The 18,503-nt window shown below is 38.7% G+C and carries 15 protein-coding genes; 13 read left to right on the plus strand and 2 right to left on the minus strand.

The window, feature by feature from the left end; all coding sequences use genetic code 11:
- Positions 1 to 42: 42 nt before the first annotated feature.
- The 10 genes from AACS98_RS17530 to AACS98_RS17575 all read left to right on the plus strand — a co-directional run bounded on the left by AACS98_RS17530 (position 43) and on the right by AACS98_RS17575 (position 12,996).
- Positions 43 to 819, plus strand: a complete 777-nt coding sequence (locus tag AACS98_RS17530) for an SDR family NAD(P)-dependent oxidoreductase (protein WP_066382142.1) — start codon at positions 43 to 45, stop codon at positions 817 to 819.
- A 161-nt stretch (positions 820 to 980) separates the two neighbouring features.
- Positions 981 to 2,783 carry an ABC transporter substrate-binding protein gene (locus AACS98_RS17535; protein WP_066382144.1) on the plus strand — a complete coding sequence of 601 codons (1,803 nt, stop codon included), beginning with the start codon at positions 981 to 983 and terminating at the stop codon, positions 2,781 to 2,783.
- A 39-nt stretch (positions 2,784 to 2,822) separates the two neighbouring features.
- Positions 2,823 to 3,935 carry a hypothetical protein gene (locus tag AACS98_RS17540; RefSeq protein ID WP_066382146.1) on the plus strand — a complete coding sequence of 371 codons (1,113 nt, stop codon included), beginning with the start codon at positions 2,823 to 2,825 and terminating at the stop codon, positions 3,933 to 3,935.
- Positions 3,936 to 3,992: 57 nt separating this feature from the next.
- Positions 3,993 to 4,637, plus strand: a complete 645-nt coding sequence (locus AACS98_RS17545) for a hypothetical protein (protein ID WP_066382147.1) — start codon at positions 3,993 to 3,995, stop codon at positions 4,635 to 4,637.
- A gap of 70 nt (positions 4,638 to 4,707) precedes the next feature.
- Positions 4,708 to 6,339, plus strand: a complete 1,632-nt coding sequence (locus AACS98_RS17550) for an amino acid adenylation domain-containing protein (RefSeq protein WP_066382149.1) — start codon at positions 4,708 to 4,710, stop codon at positions 6,337 to 6,339.
- Between the two features lie 5 nt (positions 6,340 to 6,344).
- Positions 6,345 to 6,611, plus strand: coding sequence for an acyl carrier protein (locus AACS98_RS17555; protein ID WP_066382151.1), 267 nt, complete (start codon positions 6,345 to 6,347; stop codon positions 6,609 to 6,611).
- A 13-nt stretch (positions 6,612 to 6,624) separates the two neighbouring features.
- Positions 6,625 to 8,139, plus strand: a complete 1,515-nt coding sequence (locus tag AACS98_RS17560; RefSeq protein ID WP_066382152.1) for an MBOAT family O-acyltransferase — start codon at positions 6,625 to 6,627, stop codon at positions 8,137 to 8,139.
- A gap of 254 nt (positions 8,140 to 8,393) precedes the next feature.
- Positions 8,394 to 9,641, plus strand: a complete 1,248-nt coding sequence (locus tag AACS98_RS17565) for a glycosyltransferase family 4 protein (RefSeq protein ID WP_066382153.1) — start codon at positions 8,394 to 8,396, stop codon at positions 9,639 to 9,641.
- A gap of 2 nt (positions 9,642 to 9,643) precedes the next feature.
- A complete protein-coding gene (locus tag AACS98_RS17570; protein ID WP_232317169.1) occupies positions 9,644 to 11,029 on the plus strand; it encodes an MFS transporter in 1,386 nt (461 codons plus the stop codon).
- A gap of 185 nt (positions 11,030 to 11,214) precedes the next feature.
- Entirely contained in the window at positions 11,215 to 12,996 is a 1,782-nt protein-coding gene (locus tag AACS98_RS17575) for an ABC transporter ATP-binding protein/permease (RefSeq protein WP_066382156.1), read from the plus strand.
- Positions 12,997 to 13,076: 80 nt separating this feature from the next.
- Here AACS98_RS17575 and AACS98_RS17580 read toward each other — a convergent pair whose 3' ends face one another.
- Positions 13,077 to 13,943, minus strand: a complete 867-nt coding sequence (locus AACS98_RS17580) for a phosphate/phosphite/phosphonate ABC transporter substrate-binding protein (protein WP_066382158.1) — start codon at positions 13,941 to 13,943, stop codon at positions 13,077 to 13,079.
- Between the two features lie 285 nt (positions 13,944 to 14,228).
- On the opposite strand from AACS98_RS17580, the gene AACS98_RS17585 reads away from it, so the two are divergent.
- Complete coding sequence (locus AACS98_RS17585) at positions 14,229 to 15,131, plus strand: c-type heme family protein (protein ID WP_066382160.1); 903 nt, start codon at positions 14,229 to 14,231, stop codon at positions 15,129 to 15,131.
- Between the two features lie 106 nt (positions 15,132 to 15,237).
- On the opposite strand, the gene AACS98_RS17590 is transcribed toward AACS98_RS17585, so the two are convergent.
- Positions 15,238 to 16,623, minus strand: coding sequence for a serine/threonine-protein kinase (locus AACS98_RS17590; RefSeq protein ID WP_066382162.1), 1,386 nt, complete (start codon positions 16,621 to 16,623; stop codon positions 15,238 to 15,240).
- Between the two features lie 296 nt (positions 16,624 to 16,919).
- On the opposite strand from AACS98_RS17590, the gene AACS98_RS17595 reads away from it, so the two are divergent.
- Together AACS98_RS17595 and mltA are read left to right on the plus strand one after the other, a co-directional pair.
- The gene (locus AACS98_RS17595; protein ID WP_066382165.1) at positions 16,920 to 17,174 is read left to right on the plus strand and encodes a hypothetical protein; all 255 of its coding nucleotides are present in this window, start codon (positions 16,920 to 16,922) and stop codon (positions 17,172 to 17,174) included.
- On the plus strand, positions 17,175 to 18,428 hold the full coding sequence (gene mltA, locus AACS98_RS17600; RefSeq protein ID WP_198161148.1) for a murein transglycosylase A: 1,254 nt from the start codon (positions 17,175 to 17,177) through the stop codon (positions 18,426 to 18,428).
- Positions 18,429 to 18,503: the final 75 nt, after the last annotated feature.

Raw genomic sequence — 18,503 nt, forward strand, 5'->3', positions numbered from 1 at the left:
GATAAATAATCTTTAAATCACCCTTATTCAAACTAAAAAACCGTGAAACCCTCCCTTTTTGACCTAACAGGTAAAGTAGCCATTATCACCGGATCTGCACGAGGTATCGGCAGAGCGATCGCACAAGGATTAGCATCTGTAGGTACAAAGGTGGTAGTTGCTGATATTAAAGCAGCAGAAGCCGAACAAACTGCCCAAATGATTCAGGAGGCTGGAGGCGAAGCGATCGCTATCCCCACCGATGTCAGAAATCGTCAAGATTGTGTACACCTAATTGAGCAAACTATCGCCAATTATCATCAACTTGACATTATGGTGTGTAATGCCGGAATTGATATCATCAAATCCGCAGCTTTGTTAGAAGAATTGGAGTGGGATAACATCATTAACATCAATCTTAAAGGGTATTTTCACTGCGCTCAATTAGCCGCTAAACAAATGATTGAACAAGGAACAGGCGGCTCAATTATTATGAACTCCTCCATTGGTGGTGTAGTGGGTATTAGTGGCTCGGCGGCTTATACAGCATCAAAAGGAGGTGTAAATTTATTAGTGCGATCGCTAGCACTAGAATGGGCAGATCATCATATTCGCGTTAATGCTTTTGCTCCCGGTTATATCGACAACATTATGGAAGGTACAGAAGTATTTCGCCGTCCACCAGCAGAAGATCAGCAACATCTAAATGCGGTAATTCCCATGCGGCGACGAGGTAAACCAGAGGAACTGATCGGCCCTGTCATATTTCTCGCCTCAGAAGCAGCTTCTTATGTCACAGGAGAAATTTTGATGGTGGATGGGGGATACAGTGCCATGTAGGGCAGGTAATACAAATTCAAAATTCAAAATTCAAAATTCAAAATTAAGAGGATGGCTGAAAACTTACTCTAAAAAATCGAAACATCACAAGGAGTTAGGGCTGTGTATCTGTTGCATTCTTTTCTCAAATTGGCATAACTGAAATTTTTGGGAACACAACTATGGCAAGATTGAGGAAATTTACTTCTAATCGCCGTTGGCGATTGCCAATTATACTAGGATTCATCCTGGGAATTGTGGCGATCGCAGTAAATAGTTGTGTGCCTACTCAACTGTTAGCCAAACCAGTCAACGACTCTCAAATCATTCTCAGTAGTCCCGTTGAACCTAACACTTTTAATCCCCAACTCATGGAACAGGGAGTTGGTATTTTAAATTTACTCTATGAAGGGTTAATTAGGGAAAATGGACAAGGAGAAATTAAACCAGCCTTAGCCGAATCTTGGGACATTTCCGCAGACCAAAAGCGCATTACTTTCACACTCAGAAAAGGGCTAAAATGGTCAGACGGTCAACCCCTAACTGCTGATGATGTGGTCTTTACTTATAAAGATATTTACACTAACCCTGCTATTCCTTCCTATGCCAAAGATTTTTTACAAATAGGCAAAAATCGCAGTTTTCCCACCGTCAAAAAACTGGATACTTGGAGTGTTGAGTTTACCCTTCCAGAACCTTTTGCACCCTTTCTGCGAACAACAAAACTAGAAATTTTACCTGCTCATATTCTACGAGATAGTATCATCAAAAAAGACTCCGCAGGTAGACCGTTATTTCTCTCAACTTGGGGTACAAATACACCACCCAACCAAATTGTCAGCAACGGTGCTTATAAATTAGATTCTTATATTCCCGGTGAGCGGATAATTGTACGTAAAAATCCTTATTACTGGCGTAAAGATATTCACAATCAATCTCAGCCCTATATTGAACGCATTATTATCAGTACCGTCAATAATAATGATACTTCATTAATTCAATTTCGTTCTGGTGGACTGGATTATATAGATGTAAATTCCAGATATTTTTCCTTATTAAAACGAGAAGAAAAAAGGGGTAAATTCACAATTTATAACGGTGGTTCTCAACTAGGAACTACAGCAATGATGTTTAATTTGAATACAGGCGTGAGAAACGGTCAGCCTTTAGTTGATCCAATTAAATCACGCTGGTTCAATACAGTAGAATTCCGCCAAGCTGTTGCATATAGCATCAATCGCCCCCGGATGATTAACAACATATTTGCGGGGGTGGGAGCCATGCAAAACTCGCCGATAGCAGCACAAAGCCCTTACTATCTTGCTCCACAAGCAGGTTTACCAGTCTACGAATATAACCCACAAAAAGCCAAAGCATTACTAATCAAAGCAGGTTTTCGATACAACAATCAAGGTGAATTATTCGATAGCGATGGACATCGCGTCCGGTTTACACTCACCGCCAATGTTGCTAATAAAGTTATGCAGAACATTGCTCTTTTGATTGAAGAAGATTTGCGTCAGATAGGGATACAAGTAGATGTAAATTTAATTCCAGTGGGATTGATTGTAGACAAATTAACAAATCGTTTAAATTGGGATTGTCATCTTCTTGATGGTTTTCCGATGACAATAGAACCCCACGAAACCATCAATTTTTGGTCTACTCAAGGAAATTGGCACTTTTTTAATCGTCAACCCCAAGCGGGACAAATACCGATTACTGGACAGCAAGTAGCAGATTGGGAACAAAAAATTTCTGACCTTTATATTCAAGGTGCAGCAGCAAATGAAGCAGAAAGAAAACAAATTTATGCAGAAACTCAAAAGCTCAGTCAGGAATATCTACCGTTTATTTATCTCGTGAACTCTTTATCAATGGTGTCTGTTAAAAATCGCATTCAGGGGGTGAAACACTCGTCTTTACAAGGAACATTTTGGAATGTTTATGAGTTGAAAATCAATTCTTTAAAAGCATCTTCTTAATCAGAATAAGATTCTTTAATAATATTTAGATAATTCACCATGAATGTATATATTTTGAAAAAAGTCTTGCCGAAACCAGTCATCATGTTTTTTTATAGCATAATCTTTATGCTAACTTTGATTTTTACTTCTGGATTTATCAATATAGTTTCACAAGCTTATAACAATCCGCATAATCTTGAAGATATCGCTATTAAATGGCAATACTTTACTGAACACAAAGATGATTATGATGCCGTTTTTTTTGGAGCAAGTACCACATATCAGGAAGTTATTCCCAAAATATTTGATGAAGCAATGACAGCGAATGGTAAGAATATCAAATCATTCAATTTTGGGATCATGGCTGCCAATGTAGCCGAATTAGATTTCTATTTGCAAAAAGTTTTAGATTTAAAACCAGCAAAATTAAAATGGATATTTTTAGACTGTTTAGTTAATGATTTTATTTTAATTGCTCCCACTTCCGCTAGAAATGTTTATTGGCATACACCTTTACAAACGATAGAAAATTTTCAAGTTATTCTCAGTTCTAACTATTCTTTAAAAGAAAAAATAAGCGGCATTTATGCCAACTCAACAAGCTTTATTTATCGATGGTTAGGCATTGGTTATTTTTATAACTTTTGGCAACATCATCAAGAAGAAAACTTACCAGAGGGGCTGCAAAAAATAGCATCCACTGACAAAATGCTCCAGGAAGAGGGATATTATGCAATGGATTGGATGGAAAATAGTGAAAAATGGCAAAAAACTTTTCAAACCAAGTATTTAGACGGATATCTAAAGAGATTAGAACAAGCGAAATTAGGAGATTATGAACAAAATAATACATTAACACCTGACTCTTATGGAATCAAAATAATAAAGAATATTGTTGACAGAATTGAGAACTTTGAGAAGATTAGCAACAATCAAGTTGAGGCTATTTTCTTTATTCCTCCAATTTTAGAGGCCGATGTAGATCATGCTGCTATTATGAAAGCTTACGATTTAGGGTATATTCCCACCCTGTTGGCTTTCAATAATCCTAATACTTTCCCTAATTTCTATAATCTTGATAACCGCAGTGATGGTAGACATCTAAATCACAAAGGGGCGCAAGAATTTACGCTGACTTTGGCTGAAAAGTTTGCTCAACACCTGCAATAGCTTTAATTGATGTTTACAAATTCTGAAAATGTAGTTCTGTAATTTGAGTGAAAAACTATGAAAACCGAAGAAAAAAACAATAGCATATATAACCAAGATAAAAACCGAGTAGATTGTGAAGTTATTCTCAATGAGTATTTATTGAAAGAAATTGTATCTCCGAAAGCTTACGTAACTACTCCTGCGGAATACTGCACTAATTTTAAAATTGAAAAAGGAGAATTGTTACTGGAGCTTTTTTGTGCCAATCATCCCGGAAATATTCAAAATTGGGTGCAAATATCTGGAGGAGATAACGCTGATTTTGATTGGCATGGATTGCAGGAAGACTGGTTAGCTTTATTGCAAGGCACACACAAGGTTGAAGTAATTGAATTACCAAAAATTGATTTAAAATCTGTCTACCAAGATGTGATGTATTTAAAATCCCAAGACAAGCCTATTAACCTTGCTAGCCTTCAAGCGACTAACTATCAGAGTTACCAAGAACTTAAAGAAGCTGGATTTACTAGAATCATTGAATTAGCCGCGCCCCAAGAATTGGATGTTAATAATATTCCCATTCTGGTGATTCCTCAAGGTGTGTTTCACTCTGCTGTCACATCTAATCGCTGCTTAATGCTGAATTTAGGGAAAAAATTTGGTATCTCTAGTAATTACAGTGAATACAGAAGATTAGAATATCAAACCTATGCAAGATAAATCTACAGAGTATGAAGGAGAAATTGGTAATAAATCCTGCATATAACAACTACCTTTTAGGAAGATAAGCATGGCATATTTACTGCAACAGATTTTAGAAATCAGTGCAAATCATTATCCAGATAAGGAAGCTGTAATTTATAAAAATCAAAGCATTACTTATCAGAATCTAGATAAAGTTTCTAATCAGTTAGCGCGTGTACTTAATGATGCGGGAATAGGTAAAGGCGATCGCGTGGGGGTTTGTCTCAACAAATCCATTGCAGCAGTAGCCACTATTTACGGCATACTAAAATCTGGTGCTGCTTATGTTCCCATAGATCCATTAGCTCCAGTCAAGCGGCTGAAATTTTTGATTACAGATTGTGAGCTAAAAGCTCTAGTAACTACCAGCACCAAGCTTACCAACCTCTATAAAGATGCAGCAGATGATGTTTCTCAACATCTAAAATGCGTCATCCTTGAAGATGGAGGTAAGATAGCAAGCGAGTTTTCCCCAGCCAAAGTAGTGACATGGGAGGAAATGTTGCGATCGCCTGACACTCCCCTATCACCAACTGGTCTAATAGACCAAGATTTAGCCACTATTATCTACACTTCCGGCTCAACAGGTCAACCTAAAGGCGTGATGATTAGTCATCGAGCTTTGCTGACTTCTGTTAACTGTCTATATCAAGGTTTTGATATCCAGCCTACTGATCGGATAGCCGGGTTATTTTCTATCTATTTCATCGGCTCAGTTTTTGATATTTTTCTGCCAATTAAGGCAGGTGCTACCCTAGTTTTAGTTCCCCCAGAACTCGCCGTTTTGCCAGTAGAATTAAGCAAATTTACTGTCAACCAGCAAATTACTATTTGGTCTTCAGTATCATCATTGCTCACCCAACTTGTACTCCGAGGAAATATAGACCAATATCAATTTCCCGATTTGAGAATCATTATATTTGGTGGTGAACCCTTCCCCCAAAAATATCTTCATCAACTGATGCAGTCAATTCCTCAAGCTAAATATTATCAACTTTACGGTTCAACCGAGGCATTCCCGCGTACCTGCTATCTCATTGAAAATATTTCCCCAGACATGACGAAAATTCCGATTGGGAAAGCCTTTCCTAATATTGATTTATTCGTCATGAATGACAACAATCAAATTGTTCAGCCTGGAGAAAGTGGAGAACTTTGTATGCGAGGTTCATCACTGATGAAAGGATACTGGAAAAACCCAGAAAAAACCAAAGAAGTTTTGATTCCTTATGTCATCAATCCCCATCTAGGTGCAGAAATTGTCTTTCGTACTGGCGATATTGTCCAACAAGATACAAATGGCAACTATATTTATATAGGTCGTCGTGACCATCAAATCAAGAGTCGTGGATATCGGATTGAATTAGGAGAAATTGAAACTACCCTTTACAGTCATCCCGATATTGAAGAAGCAGTAGTGATTGCTATTCCTGATGAGCAAATCAACAATCGCATTGAGGCTGTAGTTGTTACCAAACAAGGAAGCAATCTCCAAGAACATGATTTACAATATTTTTGTGCAGAGCGTCTGCCAAAATACATGATTCCTGAGAAAATTGAATTTCGGCTTAACTCTTTGCCGAAAACCATCACAGGTAAAATTGATAGAAATTTACTGCGTACAGAAGCAATTGAAAAACCTACAAAAGTGTTGAACACAGTTGGACAAGGAAAGTAAGAATTATGGCAATCAACAATTACACCGATTCACAAATAGAGCAAATAATTAAAGACCATATTGTACAAAAGTTTATGTACAATCAACCTCATGTTAACTTGGACAATGATTTACCCTTAATTGCCGAAGGAATTATTGACTCAATGAGTCTTTTTAAACTGGCTGGGTTTCTGGAAGAAAAGTTTGGATTTACATTAAATCCTGACGAATTTGTGACAGATAACTTTGCAACAGTTAATGCTGTCAAGTCTTTAGTTGTCAAAAAAATGTAAGCCCTAAATAAACATGGTATTTACAGAATTTCGGTTTTTATTGTGCTTTTTGATGGTGTTTTGCATCTATTGGGCTTTGCAAAAACACAATCATCGAAAATTTTGGTTGCTAGTCTGTAGCTATATCTTCTACGGTGCTTGGGACTGGCGTTTTCTTTCTTTACTATTTCTCTCAACAGCCATTGGCTACTTTGTCGGTTTAATTCTGTCTAAACCACAGGAGCAAGAGAGCCAATTAGGAGAGAATGGAAAAACTCAGAATAGATGGATAAACCTAGTTTCTCTGAATTGGGATGCACTGCTGGCTAAACCACTGAATCAACAGCAACGCCAAGCATGGTTAGCATTCTGTTTAGTCTGGAATCTGGGAATATTAGGATTTTTTAAATACTATAATTTTTTTGCTGACTCAGCCGCAAATTTATTAACTTTTTTGGGGATACCTGTTAGCGTAAAAACTCTGGAAATCATTTTGCCAGTAGGGATTAGTTTTTACACTTTTCAAATTCTGAGTTATTGCTTTGATGTCTATTTAGGTAAACTCAAAACTACCCGAAATTTTGCTGATTTCGCTCTGTTTGTATCTTTTTTCCCGCAACTTGTTGCAGGGCCAATTGTGCGTGCATCCAGCTTTTTACCGCAACTGCTAACACCAAAAACCTTAGATGAGGTTGATATCAGGGGATATTTAATACTGTTTTTCGTGGGATATTTTAAGAAAGCTTGTATTGCAGACAATCTTTCGCCCTTAGCAGATCAGTATTTTGCTCATCCAGAAATTTATACAGCCTTGAGTTGTTGGTTAGCAGTGATTGCTTTTGCTATACAAGTATACTGCGACTTTTCTGGCTATTCAGATATGGCGATCGCCTGTGCAGGGTTACTGGGATACAAGCTACCGCTAAACTTTAATTTTCCCTACTTTTCCAGCAATATCACAGATTTTTGGCAACGTTGGCACATCACCCTCTACAGTTGGCTGCGAGACTATGTTTACTTCCCGTTGATGATTAAATTCCGCAAAAGTCAACACATAGAACTGCTAGCATACGCCAATATTTTAATTACAATGCTCCTATCAGGCTTATGGCATGGAGCAGCTTGGCATTTTGTAATATGGGGAGGATTGAATGGCATAGCTTTAATTTTTCACAAGCAATGGTCAATGTGGATTGCTCCCTACAAACAACTTTTACCATTAAGAAAAATTCTCGGTATCCCTTTAACATTTTATTGGGTTTGTGCCTCAACAATCTTCTTGCGAAGTAACGATTTAGCCAGTGGTTTGCAAATTACCAAATCTTTTGTTTTGCTCAATTCTCCAGGCTCGCAAAATCTAGACCTGCAAATTGGATTAATTTTTATCCCCTTAATTATCATACACTGGGCAGCCTATAAAAATTGGTTCAAAGATTGGTGGGAAAAAATTCCTCAATGGAGTTTTGCGGTTTTCTACGGGGTGTTAGTTTCAACCATACTCAGGCTGATAGCTATCAGTCCTCAACCCTTTGTCTACTTTCAGTTTTAGTGAGCCAAACAGGGATTAAAGAATTAGTCTTTCTCCTAAGTAACCGATGAAATTGAGCCTAACTCAGCGTACCTCCGCGCTAACTTCTCTGCGAGACGCTACGCGAATGCGCTCTTCTGCGTTTAATCAAGAGAACTAATTATTACCAAGGAATATTACAAGCAGAAAATTGCAGATTTGGTAAAAAATAATTTAACTGTTCTCAATGAGAGCAAATAGGGAATTTACCAATTCTCAAGCAAGTCATCAAAATTATGAAAATCGCCTTCTTTGATTATCCAATTACCCTAGCTGAACCCCCGAAAACTGGGGGAGTAAGACTCGTATCCTATGCCTTGGCACTGCGTTTAGCTCGTGCTGGGCATCAGGTTTTATTCTATGGTGCAAAAGGTCACTATCAAGAATGGGAATATCAAGAAGATGGCATCACCTATCGTCGCATCCCGGAATCACGGCTCGATAAAATTTTAGACTTATTAAGTGTTGTTGATAGTTGGAATATCTCCAATTCTCAACGACCTTTTTATGCTTCTAAATTGTTTTTTCCTGAATTTTACCGCCAAATCGCTCAGGATATTCAAGCACAACAATGTGATGTCATCCATATCAACATTGTTTCTCAATTTGTTCCCATGATGCGTGCTTATAATCCCCACGCAAAAATAGTCTTACATATACATAGTGATTTTCTGCCGTTGCTAGAGCCAGTAATGGTAGAACAGCACCTTAAATCAGTTGATTTGGTAGTTGGATGTAGCAATTACGTAATAAATCAAGTTCGTAAATACTTACCTCAAGTTAATAGCCAAACTCTTTATAATGGCGTAGATACTCGTCACTTTACTATCCCAAATAATTATAATAGAGAAACAGATAAAAAAGATATTAAACAAATTCTATTTGTCGGCAGAATTTCCCCAGAAAAGGGTGTACATATTTTAATTGATGCCTTTAATAAATTAGTATCTCGTTATCCCCAAGTACAACTAAAACTTGTTGGTGCAGAAAACGCATTAGTACCGTGGTATATGCTTGATAAACAAGACCCACAAACTCAAAATCTGCGTCCTTATTATCAAGGTAGCTATAAATCGCAATTGCAAAAGCGAATTGCTGATAACGCCGCTAGTTCAGTTGATTTTTTGGGTAAAATTCCCCATTTCCAACTATTGGAATATTATCAACAAGCTGATATATTCGTTTTTCCCTCTGTCTGGAATGAGCCGTTTGGGATGCCTGTTGTGGAAGCGATGTCAATGGGATTACCTGTGATTGCTACCCGTGGGGGTGCTTTTCCTGAACTGGTGAAGGATGGAAAAACAGGGTTATTAGTGGAACGTGGGGATGTAGATGATTTAGCTGAGGCTATGCTGCAACTGCTTTTAGATGATAATCTGCGTCAAGCAATGGGTGAAGCAGGCAGGCAGCAAGCAGTAGAAAAGTTTGATTGGGATCATCAGGCGCAACAACTGTTACACCACTATCAGACAATGAGGGGTTGATCATGTTGGCAAGTTTGGAAAAAATGCCACTGACTATTTTCCGTGAGATGAAACTGTTTATCATTGTTTGGGTGGGACAACTGATAGCATCCATTGGTAGCACCGTGAGCGCATTTGCTTTGGATGTTTGGGTTTATGAACAAACTGGTTCTGTGACTCAATTTGCTTTGATTTCCCTGGCTAATACTTTACCTCTGATTTTACTTGCGCCCGTAGCTGGGTTATTTGTGGATCGGTGGGATCGTAAATGGACAATGATTATCAGTGACTTACTGGCAATTTTACCAACTGTGGCGATCGCAGGTTTATTGCTCCTCGGTCGGTTGGAAATGTGGCAAATTTACTTAGCCAATACGTTAAGTGCTGTGTTCATGGCTTTTCAGATGCCAGCTTTCATTGCTTCCATCACCCTCCTAGTTCCAAAACAACACCTCGGTAGGGCTAATGGAATGCTCAGTTTTATGAACGGTACAGCGCGGGTTATCGCTCCACCTTTAGGCGGTGTGCTGTTAGGTCTGATTTCTCTGCAAGGAATTATTATACTGCATATTACCACTGTCTTGTTGAGTCTTGGTTTCCTGTTGTTGGTTCAGTTCCCAAAATCCAACGCTGCTGTTACCAGTGAAGAAAGTTCTTTTTTTAAAGAAACAACTTATGGCTTCACCTATTTATTAGCTAGACCAGGACTACTAGGATTGTTAATCATCTCAGCTTATAGCCTTTTTCTAGTCGGAACTGTTCAGGTGATCACTACACCCCTAGTATTATCTTTTGCGCCTGTAACAGTGTTGGGAACTATTATTTCCCTCTTTGGCGTAGCCATTTTAGCAGGAGGCTTGCTCATGGGTATTTGGGGAGGTATGGAAAATTACATGAATGTGATATACACCTGTATGCTGCTCACGGGTGCGTTATTGATGATAGCTGGTTTTCAAGCTTCTATTGTGGTTTTTATTGCGGGTATCTTTTTATTCTTTTTGATTCGACCAATAATTGCTAGTTCAACTCAAGCGATTTTTCAGTCGAAGGTAGAACCATTAGTACAGGGTAGAGTATTTTCGATCAAAGGTGCGATCGAAGCTGTAGGTTTACCTCTGGGCTACATTACCATTGGCCCCCTAGCAGAAAAGGTTTTTGAACCCTTGATGTCTAGTGACGGTTTGTTAGCAGGTAGTATCGGACAGGTTATTGGTGTCGGTACAGGTCGCGGTATGGGACTTTTGTTAGTCATCACGGGAATTTTAACTATTTCGACAACCTGTATTGCTTACTTCTATCCTCGTCTGAGACTTGTAGAAGATGAACTACCTGATATTACTCATGAGGTGACTTTAGCAACACCAGACGTAAGTATTTCTGCTAGACCCACAGTGGGAAGTCAGAATTAAACGCAGATGCACGCAGATGCACGCAGATATAGCTTGCTTCTCTTACGATGGCGTAAGCCTACCCGCAGGGCACGCGGATAAATTTATAGTTTATAAACAGCCTATTTAGTCATCTTATTCAACTATATTTGCCTCTGTTTAAATGATACAGTAATAAAAAATTTTCCACCTGTTTACTATAAAATATGCAAGCTCAAGTTATTAACAATCAAGCTGTAAAAGATAGTAATTCTCCGTTGTCATCTTTTTTTCAATTTTGGAAAGATGTGCAAGTGATTGCAGTTCCTTATTGGTATCCTACAAAGCCAGGTGAAAGAGCATTTTCAGATGTGATTCGGTCTTGGGGAATGCTCGTTTTGTTGGTCTTATTAATCTTTGGAATGGTAGGAACCAGCGTTTTTAATAGTTTTATTAATCGTTATTTACTCGATACCATCATTAAAGATAAGGATTTATCTAAGTTTTTTAATGTTTTATGGCTTTATGGCTTTGGACTTGTATTAGTAACAATCTTAGTAGGGCTTTCTAAATTCGTCAGAAAACAGATTGCTCTTGATTGGTATCAATGGCTTAATAATGATATCTTGTCAAAATATTTAAGTGGTCGAGCTTATTATAAAATCAATTTTAGCTCTGAGATTGAGAATCCAGATCAACGGCTATCTCAAGAACTTGAACCTATTGCCAGTAGTTCTCTGAAGTTTTCAGCTACTTTGTTAGAAAAAGTTCTGGAAATGATAGCTTTTTTAATTATTCTTTGGTCAATTTCTCAGCAAGCTGCAATCATTCTAGTGACTTATACAATCATAGGTAATTTGATTGCTGTCTACTTAAATCAAGAATTAAATCAGATAAATCAAGAAGAACTTGAATCAAAAGCAGACTACAGTTATGCACTAACTCATGTGCGGAATCACGCTGAATCTATCGCTTTCTTTCAGGGAGAAAACCAAGAGTTTAATATTCTTAAGCGCAGATTTTTGCATTTGATTAAAAGTGCTAAAAGTAAAATTAATTGGGAACGCAATAATGATATTTTCAATAGAGGATATCAAGCAGCAATCCAAATATTTCCATTTATTGTCTTTGGGCCTTTAGACATTCAAGGCAAAATGGAATTTAGTGAAATTAGTCAAGCTGCTATTGCTTGTGCGTTGTTTGCGACTGCTTTAGGCGAATTAATTAATGAATTTGGGATTTCTGGGCAATTTTCGAGTTACGTTAAGCGGTTATCTGATTTTGCAGATGTGTTAGAAGATGTCACCAAACAACCAGAGAATGTCAATACAATTAAAACCATAGAAGACAAGCGTCTGGCTTTTGAGGATATTACCTTACAAACACCTAACTATGAACAAGTAATCGTTGAAAATTTATCACTTTCTGTGAAACCAGGAGAAGGTTTATTAATTGTTGGGCCGAGTGGTAGAGGGAAAAGTTCTTTACTGAGAGCGATCGCAGGTTTGTGGAATTCGGGAACTGGCCGTCTGGTGCGACCTCCTCTAGAAGAAGTGTTATTTCTTCCCCAACGTCCTTACATCATTTTAGGAACTTTGCGCGAGCAGTTACTTTACCCTCATACAAATCGTCAGATGACCGATGCACAACTTCAAGAAGTGTTGCAACAAGTTAACTTGCAAAACTTGCTAAATCGAGTCGATGGCTTTGATACTGAAGTTCCTTGGGAAAATATATTATCGTTGGGAGAACAACAACGTCTGGCCTTCGCACGACTATTAATCAGCCATCCCAGATTTACCATCTTAGATGAAGCCACAAGTGCTTTAGATTTGCAAAATGAAGGCAATTTATATCAACAGTTACAAGAGACAAACACAACATTTATTAGTGTAGGGCATAGAGAAAGCTTATTTGATTATCATCAATGGGTTTTGGAACTTACGCCGGATTCTAGTTGGCAACTGTTAAGCGTGCAAGATTATCACCATCAAAAAGCTAACAACTAGAGGATTTGTCAACAGCACCCCTACACCCCACTCCCTACTCCCTATTCCCCACTCCCTGTGTTTTTTAGGAGTGGGGTAGTTCATGTTGTTTTTTTGAATAATTGCACCGGCTGATTTTGCAGTTGATCAGCAATTAATTTCACACGTTCTACTACAGAAATCATGTATTGATAATCTGGGACTTTCCCATTCGGGACATATCCGACTTCTTGAGCCGAAACACCTGCAAACTCACTCATGGCTTTACGGATCGATTCTACGCGATCGCTCTTGATAGTGGGACTAATTAAAACTACCCCAGGCGGGACATAGTGAGGATCTGTGTGCAGGATGTGGAACTGGGTTTGGCTCAATTGGGAACTGTAGAGATTAAATTCTGCCAGGGAAACAGCACCAGCCTTAGCTTTTCCATCTGCTACCCACTCTAGTAACGTTTTTGGAGTGGGAGCAAACATAATTTCTCCTAGTGTCAATCCGTAAAGATTATACAAGGGTAGATAATATCCTGTAGCTGACCCTGGTTGACCTAAAGCCACCGTTTTACCTTGTAGCTGCTTTAACTCGCGGATAGGGTTATCTTTACGAACCACAATGATTGAGCGTAAATTACTCACACCCACCAACGGAAAAATCGGAATATATTGAGAGCGTGCGATCGCGATCGCTGCTAACCCTGGTGGGGCAAACACCAAAGACCAAGCTTGAGCTTGCAAACGCTCAATCGCTTTATTCTCATTAAACGTTGGCTCTAATTGAATACTGGCTTTAGTTTTTTCTCCCAAGTAACGATTGAATTTTGCATATTTGTTAATGATTTCTGCGTCTCCATCATAATTAATCACACCAATCGTTAATTTACCTCGATAAGTTGGTGCTGATGAGCATCTAGCAACTGTTAACCCCAGTAAATTTAACAGCAATAACCGCCGTGAAAATCGCCACACCATCACTATTTATAGTTCAATAACTTGTTTCTATATCTGCTTATAAATTTAGCTTGATTCAAATTATACTTAAATCTTTGACAACATAAATTAATATTTATTTACTTTTATTCCTGTTTTCATCACCTTAAATATGATACGATATCTTATTAATTTTAACTGAAAGAAGTTAAGTTTTTATTAAAAAAAATCGCTAAGTAACTCAAATCAACTAAGCTAAAAATTTTAAAATACCTAGGTTTTGACTAATTACAATTGTCAATATTGACGCTGACTAAGCGGGGAAATATGTTAAATAACTTAAAAATTGGTAGTAAATTCAACTTGCTTTTAATATTAGTTTTCATCATCAGTATTTGTCTAAGTGGTGCTATATTATCAAGCTTGTTACAACAAAGAGCGCAAAATGAAGTTAGTTCGCAAGCACTAATTTTGATGAAAACCATGAATGCCGTGAGAAGTTATACGCAAGACAGAATCAATCCTTTATTAGCACCACAACTAGAAACAGGAACAGCCTTTATTCCCGAAACAGTACCAGCTTTTTCTGCAACAGAAGTATTTGAGAATTTTCGGAAAACTGAAGGAAATGAAAATTTTCTCTATAAAGAAGCCACACTCAATCCTACTAATCTCAGAGATAAAGCTGATGACTTCGAGGCTCAAATTGTCGAGCGATTTCGCAGAGAAACGCAGACTAAAGAAATTGTCGGCTTTCGTATACTACCTGAAGGTGAAGTATTTTATATAGCGAGGCCGCTAGCAATTACGCAAAAGACTTGTCTGCGATGCCATTCTACACCAGAATTAGCACCTAAGAGCCAGTTGATCACCTATGGTACAAAAAACGGTTTTGGATGGCAACTCAATGAAATTGTTGCGGCTCAAATTATTTCTGTTCCTTCCCAACGGATTTTTAATTATGCCCAGAGTAGTTGGTCGTTGATTATGGGGTTGTTAATTGCTATTTTTACAGTTGTTTTATTTTTAATTAACTTTTTAATCAAAAAAACGGTAATTCAGAGAATTAAAAAGATAGAAAAAATTGCTCAAAAAGTTAGCACTGGTGATATGAGTGCTGATTTTGATGAAACTTCTAAAGATGAAATTGGTGGTTTAGCAGCAGCATTCAATCGCATGAAAGCTAGCTTAAAAATAGCGATGGATATGCTCAATCAACAAGGATATTAGTCATTAGTTATTAGTTATTAGTTATTAGTCATTAGTCATTAGTCATTGGGAATTGGATTTTTCTCCCCCTGCCTCCCCTGCTTCTTCAGAGTTCCCAGTCCCTTTTTCAAGACAGAAATCGCTGTTGAAATTGTAAAGATTTTTGTGTATCTGGAATGCTAGCAGCTAAACTTTTGACAAATTCTGTACGAGAAATTTGTCCATTAGTAGATTTGATAGCTTTTTGAATCAGAAAAACAGCGATAGGGCCGATTAAATTAACTAATTCTTGCTCGCATTCACGGAGAAAACTGTCGCTGATGGTTGAGTTGTTGTTTATGGGAGGAGTTCTGCTTGGCACCGCCTGGGAGGAAGTCTGTCGCTGGGTATGAGATTCTTCTTCTAACAAGAACATCGTTTTTTCTTGAAACTCAATTCGTTGATGTTCTGGTAGATGTAGGCACAAATTATCGATGAGTTGTTGGTAATTGGGTGCTGATGCTGCCCGTCGTAATAATGTCTTGGCTACAGGGCCAACTAATTCTACCAGAATCTTCTCCAGGCGATCGCGCTTTTCTGGCGACAAAATAGAACCGCTTTGATCAGCAATTGCCTGTTGCGGGGATACTGAAATTGGCGGCTGTGATGTCCATACGGATGGTGTTTGAGTTAATGGAGTTTCAACTATAAACGGAAAATTTTGCTGTAATTCTTCTAAAACCTCTTTAGCTGACTGATAACGCTGCTTGAAATTAATTAGCACCATTTTCGAGATGATAGATGCCAACGGCGGACTCACCATAGCCCGATGTTGCCAAAGAATTTCTCTGGTGTGAGGATGTTCTTCAAATTCCCTGGGATGTATTCCTGTCAGTGCTTGAATACAAATAACACCTAAAGAATAAATATCACTGTTAGCCTGCGGTTTACCCTGTCCCTGTTCTATAGATGTATATCCTGGTGTACCAATAGCCACAGTTATCTCTATTTGCTCAGGATTTGTATTCATTTGTGTGCGGACTTGTTTAACTGCGCCAAAGTCAATCAGGACTAACTTATTGTCAATTATGCGGCGAATAATATTGTCAGGCTTAATATCTCGATGAATAACGTTGTGACTGTGAATAAATTTGAGTATATTTAATATCTGCTGCAATAGGAATATAACTTGATTTTCTGTCCATTTGTGATCAGGTAAAATTTCCGCCTTGAGAGCATGCCCCTCAATATACTCTTGCACCAAAAAGAAATCTTGGTTTTCTTCAAAGTATGCCAACAGTCGAGGAATTTGCTCGTGATGACCGAGTTTTTCGAGAGTTTCTGCTTCACTGGTAAATAACCTTCTGGCAGTTTCCAAAAACCCAGGGTTATGAGTTACAGGGCGAAACTGCTTAACAACACATTTGGGATGTCCTGGGCGTTGGGTGTCCAGGGCAATGTATGTTTGACCAAATCCTCCTCCTCCTAAGATTTGCAGAATTTGATAACGTCGAGCAAGTAAGTTTCCTAACATTGTCTGACTTGTCTAAGTCCTCATCTTCATCTTGACATGATCACCAAGATAGGTAAAAACAAATTAGCAAGAAAATTTATCTAGTGCCAGTGTAGTGCTACAAAAATTCTGGGGAACTGATGCAGCCATTAACCGTCTAAGGGGAAAGTAAAAATCCACAGTTAAGAGTCAACTGTCATGAGTGATTAATATAGAACTTTCCCGAACAGCTTTTCTTGCTCCCGTATGCTTACCCTTTTCATTCTGGGGTATCCTGGGTAACAATTGGTTGAAGTTTTTTTTTCAGATTCAATCTTATGCCTAGAACTCCGAATGAATACGCAGTCTACCTATTATTAGACAGTGGTCATCGTGAAGAAGTGAGGTTTCCCACTATTCAAGATTTTCAAAAATGGTATAGCGGGGAACTTGTACCCAAGTCTACTTCTCATGACTTTATCAGCGTACCGATCAAGAATATTCAAGGGGAGTATATGGTGGTGCGTCCATCTCGGATTATTGCTATCCGGGTAGAACCAGTGTTTAGTTCTAGCGTTGAAAGATTCAACTAAATGATGAAAAAAACCCTTGCTTCGCTTTCCTTGAGTCTGGGAATTGCGTTTGTCAACCAAATCGCTGCGGCTCAGGTAATCATTAATGTTCCGCCACCCAATGCGGCCAGCCCTGAGTTACAGCCGCCAGTTAAGCCCAGCAATCCTGAGATTGAAGCACCACTGAGATTAGTCAATATCGGTAATTGTACCGCCCAAAATACTTGCTTGGGTTGGGATGAGCAGATTTTTGGTAGTGGGAGTCAACGAGGCGATCGCCAGGCGTTGTTATCATCAATTGATAACAGTCTGCGTTATCTAGAAACAAATACCGCCAAACGGATATATCAAAATTATCCTGTTCAGGGAATTACCCTGAATCGTGTACGTCGCAGTTTGTTGCGGTTTCGGCAATTGGTTGTCAATTCTAGATCAGCAGCCCAACTGCAAGCGGCTGTACAGCGAGAGTTTGCTTTTTACCAGTCTGTAGGTAATGACGGCAAGGGTACTGTGAAGTTTACTTCTTATTACCAGCCTGTTTATCAGGCTAGTCGAGTCAGGACTTCAGTATATAAGTATCCAGTGTACCGAAGACCGCCTAATTTTGACAAATGGCCTAAACCCCACCCCACACGCCTACAATTAGAGGGCAAAAATGGTTTATTGGGGAATAAAAGCAAACTGCGCGGTTTAGAATTGCTCTGGTTCCGCGATCGCCTGGATGCTTACTTGATTCATATTCAAGGTTCAGCCCAAATTCAGTTACCTAATGGTACTAGAACCGCCATTGGTTTTGCAGGTGCAACTGATTATCCTTGGACAAGTATCGGGCGAGAATTAGCCAAAGACGGCAAACTGCCATTACCAGGCTTAACCATGCCCAAGATGATCAGTTTTTTCCGTCAACAACCCCACGAGTTAAATAATTATCTGCCACGTTGGGAACGGTTTATTTTTTTCCAAGAAAGAGAGAATAAACTACCCGTTGGTAGTATCAATGTACCAGTTACTGCCGAGCGTTCCATTGCCACAGACAAGTCACTGATGCCTCCAGGCGCACTAGCATTAGTTGAGACTTCATTACCTTATCCGGCAGGCGGTGGTAGGCTAGAGTATCGGCGAGTTAATCGGTTTGTGCTAGATCAAGATACAGGTAGTGCGATCAAAGGCCCTGGTAGAGTTGATTATTTCATGGGAACTGGTAAACTAGCAGGCGATCGCGCAGGCGTTACAGGCGGCAATGGTTCACTATATTATTTGCTGCTCAAAGAATAAAGAATGGGACATGGGGCAGATCAATTCAAAATTCAAAATTCGTCTTGAAAAGTTTCCTACGGCGGGAAACCCGCC

Origin of the sequence: Anabaena sp. CA = ATCC 33047, assembly GCF_963870205.1 — a bacterium.
In the GTDB taxonomy this organism is placed as follows: domain Bacteria; phylum Cyanobacteriota; class Cyanobacteriia; order Cyanobacteriales; family Nostocaceae; genus Trichormus.

Bases quoted from the DNA above. Each gene is read 5' to 3' on its own strand.
- AACS98_RS17535 (WP_066382144.1), top strand. From the start codon at position 981: ATGGCAAGATTGAGGAAATTTACTTCTAATCGCCGTTGGCGATTGCCA.
- AACS98_RS17540 (WP_066382146.1), top strand. From the start codon at position 2,823: ATGAATGTATATATTTTGAAAAAAGTCTTGCCGAAACCAGTCATCATG.
- AACS98_RS17545 (WP_066382147.1), top strand. From the start codon at position 3,993: ATGAAAACCGAAGAAAAAAACAATAGCATATATAACCAAGATAAAAAC.
- AACS98_RS17550 (WP_066382149.1), top strand. From the start codon at position 4,708: ATGGCATATTTACTGCAACAGATTTTAGAAATCAGTGCAAATCATTAT.
- AACS98_RS17555 (WP_066382151.1), top strand. From the start codon at position 6,345: ATGGCAATCAACAATTACACCGATTCACAAATAGAGCAAATAATTAAA.
- AACS98_RS17560 (WP_066382152.1), top strand. From the start codon at position 6,625: ATGGTATTTACAGAATTTCGGTTTTTATTGTGCTTTTTGATGGTGTTT.
- AACS98_RS17565 (WP_066382153.1), top strand. From the start codon at position 8,394: ATGAAAATCGCCTTCTTTGATTATCCAATTACCCTAGCTGAACCCCCG.
- AACS98_RS17570 (WP_232317169.1), top strand. From the start codon at position 9,644: ATGTTGGCAAGTTTGGAAAAAATGCCACTGACTATTTTCCGTGAGATG.
- AACS98_RS17575 (WP_066382156.1), top strand. From the start codon at position 11,215: ATGCAAGCTCAAGTTATTAACAATCAAGCTGTAAAAGATAGTAATTCT.
- AACS98_RS17580 (WP_066382158.1), bottom strand. From the start codon at position 13,943: ATGGTGTGGCGATTTTCACGGCGGTTATTGCTGTTAAATTTACTGGGG.
- AACS98_RS17585 (WP_066382160.1), top strand. From the start codon at position 14,229: ATGTTAAATAACTTAAAAATTGGTAGTAAATTCAACTTGCTTTTAATA.
- AACS98_RS17590 (WP_066382162.1), bottom strand. From the start codon at position 16,623: ATGTTAGGAAACTTACTTGCTCGACGTTATCAAATTCTGCAAATCTTA.
- AACS98_RS17595 (WP_066382165.1), top strand. From the start codon at position 16,920: ATGCCTAGAACTCCGAATGAATACGCAGTCTACCTATTATTAGACAGT.
- mltA (WP_198161148.1), top strand. From the start codon at position 17,175: ATGATGAAAAAAACCCTTGCTTCGCTTTCCTTGAGTCTGGGAATTGCG.